Source organism: Synechococcus sp. Minos11, assembly GCF_014279855.1.
GTDB lineage: Bacteria > Cyanobacteriota > Cyanobacteriia > PCC-6307 > Cyanobiaceae > RCC307.
The window spans coordinates 627,230-646,694 of the sequence record NZ_CP047953.1 but is presented as its reverse complement, the minus strand read 5'-3'; the positions used below and the strand labels follow the sequence as shown (position 1 = coordinate 646,694).

The following is a 19,465-nucleotide window of genomic DNA, read 5'->3' as shown; positions in this document are numbered from 1 at the left end:
CGGCAGCAGCCGAACGCAGGGGAGTCCGAATCCGAAGGGTAGATCCGAGCCCTCAAGGGGAGAGGGCTACCATCCGGCTTAGTACGAAACAGTGCTGCGCGCAGATGGAGAGCCTGGCCCAGTCCCTCAATGCCGGGGCCATTGCGCCTGAAGCTGCCATCTTGATCGCTTTGTTGGCCTGCCTTTTGGCCGATCTGGCGGGTGAGAGAACAGCGGCGCGCCTGGTGCCCCCTTTTTGTTACGTCGGCTTGGGCACCAGCTTGGTGCTGCTGGCTTTGCAGTGGAGCGAGCCCACGGCCGATGCGTTTTTCTCCTCTTTTATTACTGACAACCTCGGCGTGGCCTTCCGCGCTGTGGTGGCCACTTCAACCCTGCTCTCGCTGCTGATTAGTTGGCGCTACGTGGAGCGCGCCGGAACGCCTGTGGGCGAGTACGCCGCAATCTTGATGGCCGCCACGGTGGGGGCGATGTTGCTCTGCGGCGCCACAGATCTGGTCTCCATCTTTGTGGCCCTGGAAACCCTGTCGGTGTCCAGCTATTTGCTGTCGGGCTACATGAAGCGCGATGCCCGCAGCTCAGAAGCTGCCCTGAAATATCTGCTGGTGGGTTCAGCCGCTGCAGCCGTCTTTTTGTATGGCACCTCGCTGCTTTACGGGGTCAGTGGCGGCTCCACCAACCTCGACGCCATCACCATCTCCCTGCAGGGAGCTGGTGTCACACCGTTGAGTGCTCTGGCTCTGGTGTTTGTGCTGGCCACGGTGGCCTTCAAAATCTCCGCCGTGCCCTTCCACCAGTGGACCCCCGATGTCTATGAGGGTTCCCCCACACCGGTGGTGGCCTTTCTCTCGGTGGGCTCCAAGGCCGCTGGTTTCGCCTTGGCTCTGCGCCTGTTGGTGGGCTGCTTTGAAAGCTTCCAGACCCAGTGGCAACTGCTGTTCACAGTGCTGGCCGTGCTCAGCATGACCCTGGGCAACGTTGTGGCCCTGGCGCAGACATCCATGAAGCGGATGCTGGCCTACAGCTCCATCGGCCAGGCGGGCTTCGTGATGATCGGCTTGGTCTGCGGCACCGAAGAAGGCTTCGCCGCGATGGTGCTCTATATGGCGGCCTACCTGTTCATGAATTTGGGGGCCTTCGCCTGCGTGATCCTGTTCTCGCTGCGAACCGGCAGCGATCGCATTTCCGACTACGCCGGCCTCTATCAGAAAGACCCTTTGATCACCCTGGGGCTCAGCCTTTGCCTGCTCTCGCTGGGCGGCATCCCACCGATGCTCGGATTTTTCAGCAAGATCTATCTTTTCTTTGCCGGTTGGGCCGATGGCCAATACCTGCTGGTGGTGGTGGGCCTGGTGACCTCAGTGGTGTCGATCTACTACTACATCTCCGTTATCAAAATGATGGTGGTCAAAGAGCCTCAAGAGGCTTCTGACGTCATCAAGGACTACCCAGCACCCACCTGGAACCTGCCCGGTTTACAACCGCTTCGGGCCGCCCTGGTGTTCTGCGTGGCGGTGACCGCCATTGGCGGCGTGCTCTCCAATCCCCTGTTCACCTGGGCCAATGCGGCCGTGGAAGGCACACCGTTGCTGCAACAGGTGATTAGCAACGGCGGCCATTTGCCGACCGGCTGAGATGGGCAGCAACCCGGTGGCCGAGCTGCGCCACATCCACAAGGTGTATGGCAGCGGCGATACGGAGGTGAGGGCGGTCAACGACCTCAACCTCACCGTTGAAGCCGGCGATTACATCGCCGTGATGGGCGCGAGCGGCTCAGGCAAAAGCACGGCGATGAACATCCTGGGCTGCCTCGATCGCCCCAGCAGCGGCAGCTACCTGCTGCAGGGCCAACAGGTTGATGGCCTCAGTGATGACGCCTTGGCGATCCTGCGCAACCGCTGCCTGGGTTTTGTCTTTCAGCAGTTCCATCTGCTCGGCCATCTCTCGGCCCAGGAAAACGTTGAACTGCCGATGGTCTACGCCAATGTGCCCGCCGAAGAACGGCAGCAGCGGGCCGTTGAAGCGTTGCAACGGGTGGGCCTGGGCCAGCGGCTGCGCAACAAACCCAACCAACTCAGCGGCGGCCAGCAGCAACGGGTAGCGATTGCCCGAGCAATCATCAACCGCCCCGCCCTGCTGCTCGCCGATGAACCCACCGGGGCCCTGGATTCGGAAACCACCGCCGATGTGCTGGAGATCTTTGATCAGCTCAACGGCGATGGCATGACCGTGGTGCTGGTGACCCACGAGCACGATGTGGCCGAGCGGGCCAAACAGCGGGTGCTGTTCCGCGACGGACGCATCGCCAACTGAGCCTCAGCGCTCCAATCCGCGCAGCATCTGATTGAGCAGGGCCGCGACGGCACCGGCTGGATCTACCTCCATGCCATCGGGCAGCAGGCGGCCAGGATCAACGGCCACCCAGCCGCCGGCTTGCGGGCGGCGCAACTCGAAATGCAAATGGGGGCCGGTGCTCAAGCCCGTGCTGCCCACTCGGCCAATCACCTCCCCCTGTTGCACGGCATCACCAGGCTCCACGTAGAGCTCCGAGAGATGGCCGTAGAGGGTGCGCTGCCGCTGGGGCTCTTGGTGGTCCAGCTCGATGGCCACGCCATACCCGCCAGCCAAACCGGCTGAACGCACCGTGCCGCCCAGGGCCGCCACCACGGGGGTGCCCTGGGGAGCCGCTAGATCACGGCCGGCATGCAGCATCAACCCGCCCAGCACCGGGTGCTGACGCCAGCCAAAACCACTGCTGGTGAAGGCCGATCCAATCAAGGGGAACAGCAGGGCCTGGTTGCCATTGCCCCCCAGCGGCGCTGGCCGCGGGGTGACCCGCAGCACCTGTTGCAGCGAGAAGGACCCATCCAATCCCCCCAGCAAGGCTGAAACAGGCACCTGCAGCGGATTGGGCGCCACCGCTGCGGTGCATTCCTGCCGGCTCACCGCACCATCGTCCTGCTGGCAGAGGCGCTGCAAGGCAGGGGTTGGCGCCGCGCGGAGGGAACCACGCTCCAGGCGCCGGCGCTCAGCCGGCGTGATCACCTGCTGCTGCTCCAACTGCTGCAGCGAGGGAGTTGGCAGCTGTGCCAGCAAGGGGAGCAGGACCAGCACAACAGCTCACAAGCAAAGCTCAGTGTCCCAGTTGCCAGCCTCGCGGGCCAGCCGTTCGATGGCGCCCAGGCCAATCAGCAGCAATTGATCAAAGCGGGGACAACGCCCGTTGAGCCATTGCTCGAGCGTGATGCCTGGAGGAGCAATGGGATGACGCCCATTGAGGCCAATGCCAAAGCGCAGCAAGCGAGGCTGCCCCCCGCGCCAAGTCACCGAGCTCAAGACGCCGGCCAATTTGCGCTGACCCACCATCAGATCGTTGGGGGACTTGATCGTTAGCGGGGGACTGGCCTCTGCCGTCCATGGCGCCAATTGAGCGGCGAGGGCGGCGGCCATGCGCCGGGGCAACTGCTCAGCAGCTGCAGGGGAAAGCGGCCGCTGCCATGGAATCGCTGCACTCAGCCAAAGCCCGCCTGCCGGGGATTGCCACTGGCGGCCGTGCTGACCAACCCCATAGCGCTGCCGGCGGGCCACCACCGCCAGCGGCGGTTCAGTCCCTTGCTGCAAGCAGCGGCTCAAGTCCCGTTCGGTGCTGGCGCACAGCGGCACATAGTGCAGACGCCAGGGCAGCAACAACGGGACTGGCTGCATCAAAGCAGCTTGATCACATCCACAGGACGGCGCAGCACAGCAGCAACTGAGCGAGCGGTATCCACGGCCTTTTCGTGGGTGTGGAACTGGAAGGCGTGCTCCAAAGTCTGGACCGTCTCGATGGTGTCATCAGCGGCCAAACGCAGGTATTGGCCATCGGGGCCGGCAGCCAAGGCATAACGCTCAGGCGCAACACCGCGAAGGCTGTCACCAGCGGGATCTAACCAAGGGCTCCAGAGATTCATGGCGGGGATGCAGGTGCTTCCACCATGCGTCGCACGGGTCTCAAAGTTTTCTCATCATGGGAAAAATTTCAGATTGTGCGTTGCTCCAGGGCCAACCGCAGGCGTGCACTGGCCTGCTCCAACACTGGTTCATCGGCCACCAGCGCCAGCCGCAGCCAGCCTTCCCCGCTGGGGCCAAAGCCCACCCCTGGCGTGAGCGCCACACCACTGCTGCGCAGCAGCCACTGGGCAGCCGCTTCACTGCCGAGATCATGCAGGGGTTCTGGGATGGGAAGCCACTGGTAAAGCGCCATCGAGCTGTTGGGCACCGTCCAACCAGCGGCCGTGAGCAATTCGGCCATGTGGTCGCGGCGCTGGCGGTAGCGATCGCACAATTGCCGCGGCCAATCCGGGAACTCCTGCAGTGCCGCAATGGCTCCAGCCTGCAAGGCCAGCGACTGGTTGAAATCCACCACCCCTTTGACCCGGGCCAAGGCCTCGATCAAGGCCGGAGCGCCCACAGCAAACGCCAGGCGAAATCCAGCCAGGCACCAGCCTTTGGAGAAGGAGAAAAACTCAATGCCCCGCTCACGCCAGCCATCACAGCGCAGCAACGCTGGAGCCTCCCCTTCCAGAGCCAAATCGACATAGGGGTTGTCGTGGGCCAGCACGGCATCACTGCGTTTGGCGATGGCCATGGCCTGCTCGAGCCACTCCTGCGAACCCGTGGTGGCCGTGGGGTTATGGGGATAGCCCAGCACCAACAAACGCAACTGCCGCCGCTGCTCATCGCTGAGCTGCTCAAAGGCTGGACGCCAGCCCTGATCAGCCAACAGCGGCAAACGCACCAACTCACCGGAAGCCAGGGCCACCCCACCGGCATGGCTGGGGTAGCTGGGATCCAGCACCAAGGCCGGATCGCCGGGATTGAGCACCGCCAACGGCAGATGGGCGGTGCCCTCCTGGGAACCCACCAACAGCAAAATTTCCTTCTCCGGATCCACAGGCACACCGAAGCGCCCCTCGAGCCAGGCGGCTGCGGCCTGGCGAAAGGGAGCGGTGGCAGCCTGCAAGCAATAGCGGCTGCTGGGGGGCTCAGCTATCGCCTCCGCCATCACCTGCAAGAGCCGAGCGGGAGGCTTGAAATCAGAGCTGCCCAGCGACAGATCAATCAGCGGACGCTGCTGCTGTTGCTGCGAGAGGCGATAACTGCGTTTTTCACCATCAACCCGGCCAAAAACGCCGGAGCCCAGTTGCCCGAGACGCTCAGAGATGGGCATCCAAGAAGGCCTTCAACTGGGGCTGCGCCATGGCGCCTTCATGGCGCGCCAATTCCTGGCCATTGCGGAACAGCACCAAGGCCGGCAACCCCTGCACCTGCAGAGCATCACGGCTGGTGGGATTTGGGTCAGCCTCCAACTTGCCCACCTTGAGGCCATCGCTATAGGTGCTGGCGGCCCAATCCATCAACGGCGCCATCAGGCGACAGGGGCCGCACCAGGTGGCCCACACATCGACCAACACCAGTCCGGAATACTCCATCACCTCGGCCTGGAAGTTGGCATCACTGAGGCTGTGGACAGTCACGGGAGGCGGCACTCAAACAGGGCTGATCCTAGGCAGCTGGCCGGGCGTTAGAGCTGATCGATCGAGCGCTTCAGCGACTCAAGCTCCTCATCGACCTGGGCCTGCTGGGCAGGCTGCAGTTGGGGCTTGGCCTTCTCATCGGGCAGGGCCAGCGGTGTGGGATTGACGCTGGCCTTGAGAGCCTCAAAGTCGGCATCCACGTCATCGCCGGATTCCAGGGCCTGGAAGCGGCTATCAAGATCAGCACCAGCAATCTCAGCGGCAGCCTGGCCCTGGGCCTCCAGCGCTTGGACTTTCTCCTCCATGCGCTCAAAGGCAGCCATCGAGCCATTGGTGTTCAGCCCCCCCACGGCTCCTTGCAACTGGGCCTGGGCCTGGGCGGCTTGGGCCCGGGCCTTGAGCATGTCTTTTTTGGTGCGGGCCTCGGCGATCTTGCCCTCAAGGGCCAAGAGGTTCTTTTTCAGGGCCTCCACCTGACCGCCCTGGGCATTGAGCTGGCCATTGAGAGCGGTGGCGGTCTCCTGATAGGTCTTGCGGCGGCTGAGGGCTTCTTTGGCCAGATCCTCCTCACCTTTTTTGAGTGCCAACTCCGCCCGCTGGTACCAGGTCTGCGCCTGGTTTTCGGCCTGCTCGGCCTGGTTTTGGATGCGTTTTTGGCTGGCGATTGCGGTGGCCACGGCCTGGCGCAGCTTGATCAGGTCCGACTGCATGTCGGCAACGGACTGCTCCAGGATCTTGACGGGATCTTCCGCCCGGCTGACCAGATCGTTCAAGTTGGCGCGAAACAGACGCCCGACACGATCAAAAAAGCCCATGGAGCCAGCACAAAGCAGCGGGCTGACCCTAGCTAGCTTGAGCCGATGAGTCCCATCCAGAGGCCCACACCCCGTGCTCCGGCACAGCCCCTGGGGCAATGCCTCGGCCAGCTGGAACGCCAATGGCAAAGCGAAGGCAGCCTGGCAGCCCTCTGGCAGGCCTGGCCGGAGATTGCTGGAGCCCAGTTAGCGCCCCATTGCCGGCCCTTAGCCCTGCGGGGCAACACCTTGCTGGTGGGAGCCTCCCAACCCCAATGGCTGCAAGCCCTGCGCTATAGCCGCCATCAGCTGTTGGCGGTGTTGCGTAGCCGCGGCTACGCGGTCAACCAGCTGCAGTTTCAGCAGCACGACGTCTCCAAAGCAAGCGAACCGTTCAGCGCGGAATTGGCCCGCAGCTGGAGCGAGCACCCCTGCCGCATCACCGGAAGCTCCACCGACTGCCCCCGCTGCGGCGCCCCCAGCCCCAGTGGCGAAATTGAGCGCTGGGGCTGCTGCGCCCTGTGCCTGCATCAACAGAGCAGCTAAAGGCCGAAGTGGCGGCAGATCAGCCAGGGGGTTAACAGCGTGAGGCCAATGGTCAGCGGTGCCCCGTAGCGGGTCATATCAAAGAAGCGATAGCGACCAGGCCCCATCACCATTAAGTTGCACTGGTAGCCAATCGGCGTCAGGAAGCTGAGGCTGGCCGCAAACAAGATGGCGTAGATGAAGGCCATCGGCGGCAGGGCCAAGCCTTTGGCCAACTCGGTGGCAATTGGGATGAGCAACACCACGGTGGCGCCATTGGTGAGGGTCTCGGTGAACAGCTGGGCCAACAGGAACACCACCATCAGCACCAAGTAGTTGGGCCAACCCTGCAGCGACTGCAGCAGGTCGACCGCCAAACCCCTGGCCAAACCGGTGCTTTGCATCGCCACGCTGAAGCAGACGATCGAACCCAGCAGCAGGATCACGTCCCAGCGAATCGCCCGTTGCAACTCACCCGGCCTAAGGCATCCGGTGACCACCATCAGCACGACGCCAAACAGCACCGACGCCATCAGATCCAAAACCTGCAGCATCGGCAGCAGGATCACAGCGATGCAGATGCCGATGGCGATGCCTTTGCGGCTGGTGGTGGGCAGATCTTTCTCAAGCTCATCGAGCAGCACCAGGTCATTGCGGTTCTGCAAGCCGCGAATCGTGTCGATCGGGGCCTGAATCAGGAGCACATCACCGGGCTGCAGCACCACACGGCCCAGCAGATCGCGGATCACATCGCGGCCGCGGCGCACGGCCACCAAGGTGGCGTTGTAGCGCTGGCGAAAGCGCAGCTCCCGCACACTGCTGCCGGCAATGCTCGAACCCGCCGGCAGCAACACCTCCACCAGGCGCATGGTTTGGCCCGCCTGCTGCTGCGGCATCGCTTGGCCGGCCACCGGCGCCAGGGCGATGGTGCTCTCCTGCTGCAACCGCAACAGGTCTTCTTTGCGGCAGCGCAGGAGCATGCGATCACCGGCCTGCAATTCCAAATCCGCCAACGGCGAACCGAAGCTTTGGCTGCCGCGGTGTAGCTCGAGCACATCAACATCAAAACGGCGCTGCAAGCGGCTGTTGTGCAGCGACTGACCCACCAGCTCCGAACCCGGCGGAATCAACACATCGGTGAAATAGCCCTGCTTGGCCATCGCCGCCATCAGGTCATCGTCTTGGCCGCGATCGGGCAGCAAGCGATCACCCACCACCACCATGTAGAGGGCGCCCAGCAGCCAAATGGGCAGGCCGATGGGGGTGAAATCAAACAGATCAATGCCGCCATAACCCAACTGCCGGCTGACATCACTGGCCAGCAGGTTGGTGGAGGTGCCCAGCAGGGTGATGGTGCCGCCGATCACCACGGCAAACGACATCGGCAGCATCACCTTCGAAGGGGAAATTCCGCGGCGATGGCACCAGTTCTCCAGCACCGGCAGCAGGGTGGCCACGATCGGTGTGTTGGGAATGAAGCCCGACAACGGCGAGACCACCGCCACCAGCAGCAGGATCATGCGCCGCGGCGTGCGCACGGATTCCGAGCCGAGAATCGCCCGTAAGCGATCCACCCCGCCACTGCGGAACAGGCCAGCCGAGAGAGCAAACAATCCCATCAAGGTGATCAGGGCCGGGCTGCCAAACCCCTTGACCGCCTGCTGCGGGTCGAGCACGCCAAAGCTGACCAGCAGCGCCACAGCCAAGAGGCCCGTGAGCTCCGGCGCCAACCAACCGCTGATGAACAGAACCAGCGAGACAGCAAACACCAGCAGGGTGATTAACCCGTGCGGCGTGCTGGCAGCAGCAAGAAATCCAGCGGCTTCAGGCACGGCTTACGGCCGTCGAGCGGCCGTAGACATCTTCGAGGCGGACGATGTCGTCTTCACCCAGGTAGGCGCCGCTTTGGATCTCGATCATCTCCACCGGGATCTTGCCCGGGTTGCTGAGGCGATGCTGCGCCCCTAAGGGGATGTAGGTGCTCTGGTTTTCACCAATCAGCTCCTCCACTCCGTTCTTCTCCACCAGGGCCGTGCCGCGCACCACCACCCAATGCTCGGCGCGGTGGTGGTGCATCTGCAGCGACAGGCTGGCGCCAGGCTTCACCGAAATGCGCTTCACCTGCCAGCGGCTGCCCTCAACGATGGAGGTGTAGTGGCCCCAAGGCCGGTAGATGCGCCGGTGGGCTTTGCCTTCTGAGCTGCCGTCGGCTTCGAGCTGCTGAACGATCGCTTTGACGTTTTGCGCCTGGCTGCGCTCTGCGATCAACACGGCGTCATCGGTTTCCACCACCACCAGGTTTTCAACGCCCAGGCCCACCACCAGGCGGTGCTCACTGCGCAGATAACAGTTGCGGCTGCCTTCCGAGATCACGCGACCGCGCAAGACGTTGCCGTTCTCGTCTTGATCAGCGGTTTCCCATAGGGCACTCCAGCTGCCCACATCACTCCAACCGGCATCAAGCGGCAACACCGAACCCAGCGGCGTGCGCTCCATCACGGCCACATCGAGAGCCACCGAAGGGCATTGGGCAAAGGCCTCACGATCAAGCCGCAGGAACTGCAAATCGGGGGTGTCGTGCTCCAGGGCCGAGCGGCAGCAGCTCACCAATTCAGGGGCCAGGCGCTCGAGCTCGGCGAGCATGGCGCTGGCGCGGAACAGGAACATGCCGCTGTTCCAGGTGAAACGGCCACTGGCCAAAAACTGCTCGGCGGTGGCGCGATCAGGCTTCTCCACAAAGCGGGCAATCGGCACCGGCGAGGCGGCATTGAGGGCCTCAGCCGATTCGATGTAGCCGTAGCCCGTTTCCGGAGCCGTGGGCACGATGCCGAAGGTCACCAGCCGGCCCGCTTCCGCCGCTGGAATCCCGGCTTCGACCGTGGCGCGGAACTTCTCTGGCTCACGAATCACATGGTCGGCCGCCAGCACCAGCAGCAAGGGGTCTTCACCGCGAGCGGTAGCCCGCAACGCCGCCACACACACCGCCGGAGCGGTGTTGCGGCCCATGGGCTCCAGCAAGATCGACTCCGGCTCCACCCCGAGCTGGCGCATCTGCTCGGCCACGATGAAGCGGTGGTCTTCGTTGCAGATCAAGATCGGTGAGCCCAGACCCGGCAAGCCTTCGAGGCGCCGTTGGGTGAGCTGCAGCAGCGTGTCTTCGGCGTTATGGGCCAGGGCCCAATACTGCTTGGGGTAGCTCGCCCGCGATAGGGGCCACAGGCGGGTGCCCGTGCCACCACAAAGGATCACCGGCAGCAATGCAGAGGCCTTGGGCATGGACCTAGCCGAACGGGGGCGCTCAGTATCGCTCGAGGTTGGGCAGGCGCCAGGTGGATTCCACACCGGAGGCCGCTAAGGCCTGGCCACGCTGCTGCAACGCATCCAAGGGGACGCGCCAGAGCCGGTAGATGCCAGCAGCGCCGAGTTGCTCATGGGGCATGTCTTGCCAATGGGGCAGCTCAGCGGTGGTGGCATCGATCACCACCAGCACAGTGCCGGGGGCCTGGGGCGGCAACTGCTCGGCTAAATCCAACAGGCCACTGGGCGGCCGGCCCACATAGAGCACCACCTTGCGGCTGTAGTAGTGCAGCGAAGGCTTATTCACGCCCACCATGGCGAGCTGTTCGCCCGGCCGCTGCTGCAGGCGCACCTGCTCAGCCAACTGACGCACGGGCTGCTGACGCCGCTGATCCACCAACTCACCGGTGGGAACCAGGGCCAGCACCTGCCAAGCCACCAAGGGAAGTTGCAACGCCAGGAGCCAACTGCCCGGCCAGCGGCCGCCACGGCGCCACAGCAGCACAGCACCAGCCATCGCAGCCAGGGCAAACACCCCGCCACTGATTACAAGCACCCCCGAGGCCTCTAGGGCCGGGCCAAGGCCAGGAATCTCCGGTGAATCGATCTGAACCGCCAGCGGCGCTGCGATCCAAAACGCTGCCGCCATCACCGCGGCCATCAGCACCGACGCCCAACGGGCCCAGGTGAGCCAGCGGCCAGGGGCATCAGCCAGGGCAATCAACAGGGCCGCTGCCGGCAGGGCGGGGAGCATGTAGCTGGGCAGTTTTGTGGCTGAAATCGAGAAAAACAGCACCACAAACAGCAGCCAGGCCAGGGCAAAGCGCGGCAAGCTCTGATCCGGTTTCAACGGCCGCCTCCACCAGCAGCCCTGAAGCTGGCTCGCGACGCCCAGCAGCAGCAGTGGCGTGAACGGCAGACTCGCGACCACCATCACCGGGGCATAGAACCACCAGGGCCCGGCGTGGTTGTTCACCACTGCCGTGTAGCGCTGCAGGTTGTGGTAGCCGAAAAAGCTGTCCCAAAACGGCTGACCTTCCACCAGCAGCTCCAGCACATACCAGGGCAGGGCCACCAGCACGGCCAAGGCAACACCAGGGACCAGGCGAACGGCGCGGCAGAGCCCGCCGAGATCGCGCTGCCAAAAACCGAACAGCAGCAGGCTGGGCACGGCAATCACCAAGGCCACGGGCCCTTTGGTGAGAACGCCCAAGCCCAACACCAGCCAGGGCCACCAAGGGAAAGGGGCCCGGGGTTGGGCATAGGTGTGCCAAAGCCCCAGCATTCCCAGCCCAACGCAAGCGACAAGCAAGGGATCACTCACGGAGACCCGGCCCCAGACCAACACCAAGGGCGAAAGGCCAAAGGCCAGGGCCGCCTCTAGTGCCACCCATGGGCCTGAGCGGGGCAGCACCGTGAGCGCCAAGCCCAGCATCAAGGCGATCATCGCCAGGGCCGACGGCAATGTGGAGGCCCAGCTGCCAAGGGGGTCCCATCCAGCTGGCAGCAGGGCCGTGAAACCGCCGATCAGCCAATAGATCAGAACGGGTTTGTCAAAGCGCGGATGGCCATTCACCCGGGGGGTGAGCCAATCGCCGGTTTCCGCCATGGCCCGGCCCGAGGCCGCAAAGATGGCTGGGGTTTCATCCCACTGGCCCACCGCGCCAAGACGCCAAACAAACAGCAGCGCCCCCAGCGCCAGCACAGCCAGCACCAGCCACAGTCGCTGCCGACGAATCAAAGCCAAAGGCTGGGGTTAGAAATGCAGGCCAGCCTATGCAGGGGTCTGGGCAGCAGCCACTAGGGAGCACTCAACCCCAAGGCGGGTGAGGCCCTGTTGCAGAAGCCGGCCAGGGGCTTGATAGATGGGCTTGGTGCGCTGGGGGCCTGCGGCGGTCTCGAGGTAGCGACCAACCTCACCAGGGGCCTGGGCCAGATAGCGGGCCAGCAGCACCTGGGCTTCAAAGCCATTGCAATTGCGGCGGCAGCCCCGCACCTCCAGCTGCCAGCGCGGCGGGGCGAGCGTTCCGTTCTCCACAGCCAGCAGGGCCTGGAGATCGGCCATCACCACCAAGGCATCGCCGTGCTGCAGCACCCGCTCGAGATTGGGCAACACGATGGGCTTGCGCTGCCCCAGCGGCGTCACCTGCAACGGGATCAAGCCGTATCCGCCCGAGACGGCAGCCAGACTCAAACCCACCAGGGTGTCGCCAGGCTCGATGCGGTAATCGGTGAGCAGCAGGTTGTCCTCCGCCAGCCGCAACACCCCGCGCACCCGCTCGCCAAAGGCAGTGGCCACCACCGCATCAGCCGCCACCTGCAGCGGGTTGATCACCTGCATGTCACTGAACAAGCCGCTGAGCTTGGCCCCATCCGCCAGCGACTGGGCCTGCACGGCCAAGCGGACGCCGGGCCAGCGCTCCTGCAGCTCCAAGGCCATGTCGAGGTTGTCCACCAGATCAGCCCCAAGCACTCCTACCGCCTGGCAACTGCTGCGCCGCAGGGCCCGCTGCGCCTGATCCAGTTGCGTGTAGGCCTGGCCGCTGCCATCGGGTTCAACGCGAACCACCTTGAATTTCTGCAGCTGCAGCAAGCTCGCCAGCCGTTCCGCCAGCCGGCCCCCTTCCAGCAACAGCACGTATTGGCTGCCCGCAGGCAGCGGGCGGGGCTGACGCCGGCCGAGGCGCTGGGCCAACAGGCGATCGAGGATCACGGCCACCAACCAGGCCGTCAGGAAGGTGCCCACCACGGCATACAGCAGGCTGAGATAGGCCAACGCGAGGTTGTCCGTTGCCATGGGGTTGTCCTCGACCAAGAAGCCAACCGAATCCAGAAACTCACCCTTCAGCAGGGCCAAGGTCAGCAGCAGCCCCCCCATGGCTGAACCGGAGCCAAAAGCGCTGCTGCCAGCGATCAGGGCCAGCAGCAGCAACCCACACCCCCACAGCAGCAGGGGATCGCGGCGGCGCACGCTGCGTTGAACCATCTCCGTGAGGTTGTCGAGGCGATGCAGCCATGGAGCCATCGCCGCGCGCAGCCGGTGGCGCCGGGGCGGGCGGGTCTCCAGGGTGCTGGCCAGCTCAAGGCAGAGCAGCCGATCACCGCTGCGGGGGCGATCATCGAGGTCCCACCACTGGCTGGCGGGGGCGCCTCCGGGGCTGCCCTCGGCCGGCACCCACTGCACCAGGCGCTCGCGGCGGCCCAGCAGATCAAAAAGGTCGCGGGCGCTGTCGCGCTGCACGGTGCGGCTACGGACACGAAACAGCTCATCGCCGAGGGCGAACGCTGCCTCGGTGCCATCGGTGCGCAGGGCATTGGCAAAGACGCCGGCAGTCAGCAGGCTTGGGTCCACCGTTGCCAACCCCGGTAGCCGCTGCTGCAGCTGACGCTCCAGGTTGCGGCGGCTGTTGGTGCGCACCACCAGCTGAGCCTTGGGATTGAGCAGCCGCACCTGCAAGGCCGCCTCCAGGTTGATGGCGCTGTCATGGCTGAGCAGCAGCACCGCGCGGGCCTCTGCTGCGCGCCCCATCCGCAGCACTTGCGGGCTGCGCATGTCGCCGATGAGCAGGTTGGCGCCGTACTGATCAGCCAGCAGCGCATCCACCCAGCGTGGCTGGCGTTGATCGATGCAGTGGATCTCAGCCTCAAAGCCGATCAGGGTGCGCAGGCAGGCTTGCCCCAGCCCGCCGAGACCGCAGATCAGGATCACGCCGGAGCGGGGATCCATGGTCCAGCACAAACCCCTTCAACGCTAGCCAGGCTGCTGCAACCAGGCTTCCAAGCGCGCGCCAAAGGCGTCCAATCCAAAGCGGCGCTCCGCCTGAGCGCGGCAGGCCAAACGATCGAGCGCCAAGGCAGCGGGAAGGTGCTGCAATAACGCCTCGGGCTGATCCGGCGGCACCCCATAGCCCGTGAGTCCGTCTTCGATCAGCTCCCCAGGCCCCCCGCGCCGGTAGGCCACCACGGGCACCCCGCAGGCCATGGCCTCCACCACCACGTTGCCGAAGGCTTCATTCCACTTGGGTGTGTTGAGCATCACGGCGCACTGGCCCAACTCCCGCTGCAACTGCTCGGTGGGTAAAAACCCACGCCATTCGATGGTGCCGGCCGGCACAGAGGCCTCCACGGCCGCTGCATAGGCGGCGTCTTCCTTCAACCCCCAAACCCGCAACGGCCATTGCTTAGCGGCGGCCACGTGGGCCGCATCTTCGAGGCCTTTTTCTGGGGCAATGCGCCCCACCCAACCCAGGCAGGGCTGGGGATCGGGATTGAAGCTGTAGCGGCTGAAGTCAAAGCCGTTGGCCAACAGCGTTGGGGGGCCAGAAAGCTGGAAATCAGCCGCCTGGCTGGCGGTGTGGAAGGCCAGCTGGGAGGGGAAATCTTTGGCAATGGCAGCGATGACCGCATCCATGGCCTCCCCAACGCTGCCCATGCTCACCAAATGGCAGAGGGGTGTTTGGAACTGGGGCGTGAGCCAGAGCGGCAGCCAGTCGTAGCCGAGGTTGAGCACCGCATCGAAGGGCTGCTGCTCGGCAATGGCCCGCTGCCAGAAGCGCGGCAGCAAGCCATCCGCTGGAATTTGCACCGGCGCGTTGCGCTGCTGGTGCTGCCAACTGGGTTGCGGCACCCCTGGCTCCAGCCAGCAGTTCTGCAAGGGGGTGCTGGGCAATTGGCTGCCCTCTGCAGCGACCAGCGACAGGGCATGGCCGCGGCGATGCAAGCTCTCCAGCACCGCTTCCAAGGTGAGCTCCACTCCACCGCCCAAGCCCTGTCCCAACGGGCCCATGGGGGTGCTGACCACCAGCAGCTTTAGGCCTGCCACAGCTCAGCGCGGCGATTAATCAAGATCACCGAGGCCAGCGCCAGCACCACCCCAAGCCACTGCAAGGGCTCGAGTTGCTCACCTAACAAAACCAGGCCACTGGCGAGGGCAAACACGGGGGTCAAAAAGGTGAGGGAGGTGAAGCCAGTGAGATCACCGCGGCTGGCAAACCAAAAGAACAGGCCATAGGCCAGGGCTGTTCCAAACAAGCTGGCATAAGCCATCCAGCCCCATTGCGCCGCGCTCAAGTGCGGCCAGTGCTGACCCGTCACGGCCAAGGGGCCCTGCAGGCTGAGCAGCAACAACGGAACGCCCCCCAACAACAGATGCCAGCCGGTGATGGCCACCGGATCGCTGTGGCGACAAGCCCAGCGTGACAGCAAGGTGCCGCCAGCCATGGCCGCAGCTGCGGCCAGCATCAAGAGTTCACCAGCTCCAGGCAACAGCGAGCCATCAAGGGCAGGGCCATCGAGCCACCAATGCTGCAAGGCACCAGCTGGCAAGCCCAAACACAGAATTCCCGACAAGCCCAGCAGCAGGCCAAACCAACCAATTGGGTTGATGGCTTCCCCCAGCAGCGAGCGGGCCAGCAGCGCCACCAGCAGCGGCTGCGAATCAATTAACACCGAACCCAAACCAGCGCCAGTGCGCTCGAGCCCCTCAGCCAGCAGCCCATGGAACAGGGCGCCATCGACCAGGGCAAACAGCAGCAGCCACAGCCAATCGCGGCGATCCACCTGCCAGGGGCGCTGCAGCAGAGGAGCAGCGAGCAGCAACACCACAGCCGCCGGCAGAATCCGCAACCAGGCCAGGGTCAGGGGCGAGATCTCCTGCAGCAGCGGTTTCATCGCTGCCATCGCCGTTCCCCACAGGGCAAAGGGCAGCAGCATGGCCAGCCAGGTGAGGCGCAGGGTCAACGGGGCCAGCAAGTCGGCGTTGAGCCTAGGCACCTCGCCCTGCATAGGATCCGCTGACCAACACCACGCCCCATGGTTTGGCCCCTGCGCCGCCAACGCCGTAAACGCATCGCCCGCATCAGCCTCACTGGCCCGATCGCTGGAGCCGCCCGCAAACGGGTGGTCAAAGCGCTTCGCCAGGTGGAGGAACGCAAGTTCCCGGTGTTGCTGCTGCGCATCGATAGCCCCGGCGGCACGGTGGGCGATAGCCAGGAAATCCATCAGGCCCTGCTGCGGCTGCGCGAGAGCGGCTGCCAGGTGGTGGCCAGTTACGGGAATATTTCCGCCTCAGGCGGGGTGTATGTGGGCTGCGCCGCCGACCGGATCGTGGCCAACGCCGGCACGATCACTGGCTCCATCGGCGTGATCCTGCGGGGCAACAACCTCGAAAAACTGCTGGAGCGCGTTGGCATCCGCTTTGAAACCGTCAAAAGCGGGCTCTACAAAGACATCCTGTCGCCCGATAAACCCCTCAGCGAGGGGGAGCGCTCGATCCTGCAGGCCTTGATCGACAGCAGCTACAGCCAATTCGTGGCGGCCGTGGCCCAAGGCCGCAAGCTCAGCGAGGAGACGGTGCGCACCTTTGCTGATGGCCGCGTGTTTAGCGGCGCCCAAGCCCTGGAACTGGGCATGGTGGACCTGCTCGGCGATGAGGACACCGCGCGGCGCGAAGCGGCACGGCTCGCTGGACTCGATGAAGAGAAGAGCCAGCCCGTGGAACTGGGCAAAGAACGGGCCGGCTTGGTGCAAAAGCTGCGCCAAGAGCTGCAACTACAGCTGGCCTGGGGCGGCCAACCCCTGTGGCTATTCCGGCCATGAGCAACACCAGCTTGAAAATGCGGGCGCTGCGGGGCGCCACCACCGCCAGCGCCAACACCGCCGCAGCCATGACCGAAGCGGTGGACGAATTGCTCGATGCACTGATCACTAACAACGGGCTGCAGGGCGATCAGGTGCTGAGCGCCACGTTTTCGGTGACCGCAGATCTCGATGCCATGTTTCCGGCCTCACTGGCGCGGCGACGGCCGGGATGGGATGGCGTTGCCCTGCTGGATTGCCAGCAGATGCGCGTGCAAGGCGACCTACCCCGCTGCATTCGGGTGCTGGTGCAGGCGCAAATGCCAGCCGAGCAAACGCTGCATCACCCGTATTTACGCGACACCCAACGGCTGCGCCCGGACCGATCCAGTCACAACTGACAGCTGATCCGCCGGCCCATGACAACCGGAGAAGGTGCAGAGCCTCATGAGAATCAATCCACTGATGTTGGGCATCTCATGGCTCTGCGACTGCGCACCGTGCTTGGCCTGGGGGGAGCCGCTGCCCTGGCAGGCGGAATTGCCCTGAGTGGCTTGAGCGAGGTGAAGGCCCAGAGCTCAGTGGGCACCCCTGGTTTCTCCTTTCGCTGGGACAGCACCAAAGACTTCAAAAAGCTCTACTACGTCATTTCCAACCAGGAACGCGACACCTGGTCGGACTACACGCTGATCCTCAAAGGCAAAGACCGCAAGGCGGCGATCATCAAGCTCGATGTGACCGTGCCGTCGTACTTCGACACCACCATCAATCCCAAGGAAGTGGCCTTGAAGTACTGCTCGGTGGGTAGTGCTCTGTCGCGCACCCGCTGCAAGGAAACGATCCCGGCCACCGTGGAGCTGGCCAACGATGGCAAAACCCTGGAGATCTTCCCGGACAGCCCAGTTCCTCCCAACAAAGCCATCGGCGTGGTTTTCCCCGTCTACAACCCCGGCAGCGGCATGTATCAGTTCAATGCCCTGGCTCAAGCCCCTGGCGATGTGCCCATGGCTGGTTATTTGGGCAGCTGGGTGATTGAGATCACCGACGGCATCGACGGCTAACCGCCCGGTGAACCGATAGGCCGCCTAACGACGTGCTGGGTTCTGATCGAGCCCAAAAGAATCCAACTCAACGGAAGCAACAAGGATGCGTTTTTCTCACGGTGTGATCACAGCCTGCGCCAGCGCAGCAATCGTCGCTGGCGGGCTGCAGCTGCCCCAAGCTCTGGCCCAAAGCTCATCGGGCGCTTTTTCGATCCTGCAGCAGCGCTGGGGCAACCGTGAAGGCTTCAAGAACCTCTTTTATTGGGTGTCGGAAACCAAGCCGAACCGCCGCTCCAACTACTTCTTGATCCTGGGCAAGAACGATCGCGACAAGGCGATCATGAAGCTGGATGTGATGGTGCCCAGCTACTTCGATTCGAAGCTGAAAACCAAAAACATCCAACTCTCTTACTGCCAGGGAGGCGAGGGTGCCATGAAGCGCACCATCTGCGAGGAAACAATTCCTGCGGCGATCAGCCTCGTGAACGACGGCAAAACCATTCAGATCGTGCCCGAAACCCCCATTCCTCCCGATCGCACCATCGGCGTGGTCTTCCGCGTGGCCAACCCCTCCAATGGCGGCATGTATCAGTTCAACGCGCTGGCTCAAGCCCCGGGGAAGGTGGATATCGCTGGCTACCTGGGCAGTTGGGTGATCGAAATCCAGCCCGGGGGCGCCCGTTGATCAGCTGATAAAATTTGAGATCGGCCCAGTGTTGAGAACAGTTCGATGACCAAGCGCACCCTCGGAGGGACCAGCCGCAAACGCAAGCGCGTCTCTGGTTTCCGCGTGCGCATGCGCAGCCACACCGGCCGCCGTGTGATCCGCACCCGCCGCAAGCGCGGAAGGGCCCGTTTGGCCGTTTGATCCGGCGACTGAGCTGAACCTTGGTCTTACCGCAACGGCATCGCCTGCGCGGCCGTGGTGTTTTTGATTACATCTACCAACGCGGGCAACGCTTTCAACAAGGCTTGCTGCAGCTTCGGGTTGCTGATGCAGCCACCGAATTGCTGCGGGAACCGCCTGAGACCCTTGAGGGCGAGCTGCGTTTTGGCGTGGTGATCAGCAGCAAGGTGAGCAAGCGAGCGGTCAAACGCAATCGCCTGCGGCGCCTGCTGCACGACGCGTTTTTGCGTCAAAAGTTCCGCTCGGATCTGCCGCCCACCTGGCTGCTGCTGAATCTGCGACCAGGGGCTATGGAGCTCAGTGACGACAATCTCCTGGAAGAATGGTCCACACTGATCCAGCGTGCCGGGCTAACGGATTCATGAGTGTTGTCACCCCACCTGCCATCAAAGAGGAGATCCACTACGAAGGCGGGCCTGCGCGCGGTGATCTGATCATCAACCTGATCTTTGGCGTCACCTTGATTGGTCTGCCCTTTGCCATTGGTGCGGTCGTCCGCGCCCTGTGGCTGCGCTTCAAGGTGACCAGTCGCCGGGTGTCCGTCACCGGTGGCTGGCTGGGCCGTGACCGCAGCCAGGTGACCTACACCCAGATCAAAGAGGTGCGCTCTGTGGCCCGCGGCTTTGGCGCCTACGGCGACATGGTGCTGGTCCTCAAGGACGGTGCCCGCTTGGAAATGCGCGCTGTGCCCCGTTTCCGCGAGATGCAGACGTACATCGAAGAGCGCATCGCCAGCAAAGGGAAGCCGGCCGATGCTCCCTCTGGCTTCACAGCCAGCAGCGCCAGCTAACCGTCATCAGTCACACTCAC

Annotated in this window: 22 protein-coding genes; 10 read left to right on the top strand and 12 right to left on the bottom strand. The window is 64.0% G+C overall.

Translation table 11 applies throughout. From position 1 onward, the window contains the following. Positions 1 to 104 precede the first annotated feature (104 nt). Together SynMINOS11_RS03490 and SynMINOS11_RS03485 are read left to right on the top strand one after the other, a co-directional pair. A complete protein-coding gene (locus tag SynMINOS11_RS03490) occupies positions 105 to 1,631 on the top strand; it encodes an NAD(P)H-quinone oxidoreductase subunit N (protein WP_011935077.1) in 1,527 nt (508 codons plus the stop codon). Between the two features lies 1 nt (position 1,632). Beyond that, positions 1,633 to 2,310, top strand: a complete 678-nt coding sequence (locus SynMINOS11_RS03485) for an ABC transporter ATP-binding protein (protein WP_011935076.1) — start codon at positions 1,633 to 1,635, stop codon at positions 2,308 to 2,310. A 3-nt stretch (positions 2,311 to 2,313) separates the two neighbouring features. On the opposite strand, the gene SynMINOS11_RS03480 is transcribed toward SynMINOS11_RS03485, so the two are convergent. The 6 genes from SynMINOS11_RS03480 to SynMINOS11_RS03455 form a co-directional block, all read right to left on the bottom strand. Beyond that, entirely contained in the window at positions 2,314 to 3,111 is a 798-nt protein-coding gene (locus tag SynMINOS11_RS03480; RefSeq protein WP_186549876.1) for a M23 family metallopeptidase, read from the bottom strand. A gap of 6 nt (positions 3,112 to 3,117) precedes the next feature. After that, positions 3,118 to 3,702 (bottom strand): biotin--[acetyl-CoA-carboxylase] ligase, encoded by a 585-nt coding sequence (locus SynMINOS11_RS03475; protein ID WP_186549874.1) that lies wholly within the window; start codon positions 3,700 to 3,702, stop codon positions 3,118 to 3,120. Next, positions 3,702 to 3,947: a hypothetical protein gene (locus tag SynMINOS11_RS03470; RefSeq protein ID WP_011935073.1), complete on the bottom strand. Its 246-nt coding sequence runs from the start codon at positions 3,945 to 3,947 to the stop codon at positions 3,702 to 3,704. The genes SynMINOS11_RS03475 and SynMINOS11_RS03470 overlap by 1 nt, the downstream gene beginning before the upstream one ends. A gap of 68 nt (positions 3,948 to 4,015) precedes the next feature. After that, entirely contained in the window at positions 4,016 to 5,206 is a 1,191-nt protein-coding gene (locus SynMINOS11_RS03465; protein WP_186549872.1) for an aminotransferase class I/II-fold pyridoxal phosphate-dependent enzyme, read from the bottom strand. After that, positions 5,193 to 5,468 carry a thioredoxin family protein gene (locus SynMINOS11_RS03460; RefSeq protein ID WP_255445533.1) on the bottom strand — a complete coding sequence of 92 codons (276 nt, stop codon included), beginning with the start codon at positions 5,466 to 5,468 and terminating at the stop codon, positions 5,193 to 5,195. Before SynMINOS11_RS03460 ends, SynMINOS11_RS03465 begins: the two co-directional genes overlap by 14 nt. Positions 5,469 to 5,560: 92 nt before the next feature. Beyond that, positions 5,561 to 6,328: a PspA/IM30 family protein gene (locus SynMINOS11_RS03455; RefSeq protein ID WP_186549869.1), complete on the bottom strand. Its 768-nt coding sequence runs from the start codon at positions 6,326 to 6,328 to the stop codon at positions 5,561 to 5,563. Positions 6,329 to 6,373: 45 nt separating this feature from the next. On the opposite strand from SynMINOS11_RS03455, the gene SynMINOS11_RS03450 reads away from it, so the two are divergent. Further along, entirely contained in the window at positions 6,374 to 6,853 is a 480-nt protein-coding gene (locus SynMINOS11_RS03450) for a DUF721 domain-containing protein (protein ID WP_011935069.1), read from the top strand. Here SynMINOS11_RS03450 and SynMINOS11_RS03445 read toward each other — a convergent pair. The 6 genes from SynMINOS11_RS03445 to SynMINOS11_RS03420 are packed head-to-tail and all read right to left on the bottom strand — an operon-like array spanning position 6,850 to position 15,868. Continuing rightward, positions 6,850 to 8,664, bottom strand: a complete 1,815-nt coding sequence (locus tag SynMINOS11_RS03445; protein WP_186549868.1) for an SLC13 family permease — start codon at positions 8,662 to 8,664, stop codon at positions 6,850 to 6,852. The genes SynMINOS11_RS03450 and SynMINOS11_RS03445 overlap by 4 nt on opposite strands. After that, the gene (locus tag SynMINOS11_RS03440; protein ID WP_186549867.1) at positions 8,657 to 10,108 is read right to left on the bottom strand and encodes a mannose-1-phosphate guanylyltransferase/mannose-6-phosphate isomerase; all 1,452 of its coding nucleotides are present in this window, start codon (positions 10,106 to 10,108) and stop codon (positions 8,657 to 8,659) included. The genes SynMINOS11_RS03445 and SynMINOS11_RS03440 overlap by 8 nt, the downstream gene beginning before the upstream one ends. A 22-nt stretch (positions 10,109 to 10,130) precedes the next feature. Next, positions 10,131 to 11,876: an ArnT family glycosyltransferase gene (locus SynMINOS11_RS03435; RefSeq protein WP_255445475.1), complete on the bottom strand. Its 1,746-nt coding sequence runs from the start codon at positions 11,874 to 11,876 to the stop codon at positions 10,131 to 10,133. A 27-nt stretch (positions 11,877 to 11,903) separates the two neighbouring features. Then, a complete protein-coding gene (locus tag SynMINOS11_RS03430; protein ID WP_186549866.1) occupies positions 11,904 to 13,856 on the bottom strand; it encodes an NAD-binding protein in 1,953 nt (650 codons plus the stop codon). Between the two features lie 24 nt (positions 13,857 to 13,880). Further along, positions 13,881 to 14,915, bottom strand: coding sequence for a glycosyltransferase (locus tag SynMINOS11_RS03425; protein ID WP_255445532.1), 1,035 nt, complete (start codon positions 14,913 to 14,915; stop codon positions 13,881 to 13,883). 23 nt (positions 14,916 to 14,938) lie between these two features. After that, positions 14,939 to 15,868 carry a DMT family transporter gene (locus SynMINOS11_RS03420; RefSeq protein ID WP_255445474.1) on the bottom strand — a complete coding sequence of 310 codons (930 nt, stop codon included), beginning with the start codon at positions 15,866 to 15,868 and terminating at the stop codon, positions 14,939 to 14,941. 72 nt (positions 15,869 to 15,940) lie between these two features. Here SynMINOS11_RS03420 and sppA point away from each other — a divergent pair, with 72 nt between their 5' ends. The 7 genes from sppA to SynMINOS11_RS03385 all read left to right on the top strand — a co-directional run bounded on the left by sppA (position 15,941) and on the right by SynMINOS11_RS03385 (position 19,445). Further along, entirely contained in the window at positions 15,941 to 16,726 is a 786-nt protein-coding gene (gene sppA, locus SynMINOS11_RS03415; RefSeq protein WP_011935062.1) for a signal peptide peptidase SppA, read from the top strand. Next, a complete protein-coding gene (gene aroH, locus SynMINOS11_RS03410; RefSeq protein WP_186549863.1) occupies positions 16,723 to 17,106 on the top strand; it encodes a chorismate mutase in 384 nt (127 codons plus the stop codon). The genes sppA and aroH overlap by 4 nt, the downstream gene beginning before the upstream one ends. Before the next feature lie 78 nt (positions 17,107 to 17,184). Next, positions 17,185 to 17,766, top strand: coding sequence for a DUF2808 domain-containing protein (locus SynMINOS11_RS03405; protein ID WP_186549861.1), 582 nt, complete (start codon positions 17,185 to 17,187; stop codon positions 17,764 to 17,766). Positions 17,767 to 17,851: 85 nt separating this feature from the next. Continuing rightward, entirely contained in the window at positions 17,852 to 18,433 is a 582-nt protein-coding gene (locus tag SynMINOS11_RS03400; protein ID WP_011935059.1) for a DUF2808 domain-containing protein, read from the top strand. A gap of 45 nt (positions 18,434 to 18,478) precedes the next feature. Continuing rightward, a complete protein-coding gene (gene rpmH, locus SynMINOS11_RS03395; protein ID WP_011935058.1) occupies positions 18,479 to 18,616 on the top strand; it encodes a 50S ribosomal protein L34 in 138 nt (45 codons plus the stop codon). A 20-nt stretch (positions 18,617 to 18,636) separates the two neighbouring features. Then, positions 18,637 to 19,020, top strand: a complete 384-nt coding sequence (gene rnpA / locus SynMINOS11_RS03390; RefSeq protein WP_186549859.1) for a ribonuclease P protein component — start codon at positions 18,637 to 18,639, stop codon at positions 19,018 to 19,020. Further along, positions 19,017 to 19,445, top strand: a complete 429-nt coding sequence (locus SynMINOS11_RS03385) for a PH domain-containing protein (protein WP_011935056.1) — start codon at positions 19,017 to 19,019, stop codon at positions 19,443 to 19,445. The genes rnpA and SynMINOS11_RS03385 overlap by 4 nt, the downstream gene beginning before the upstream one ends. The last annotated feature ends 20 nt before the right edge of the window (positions 19,446 to 19,465 follow it).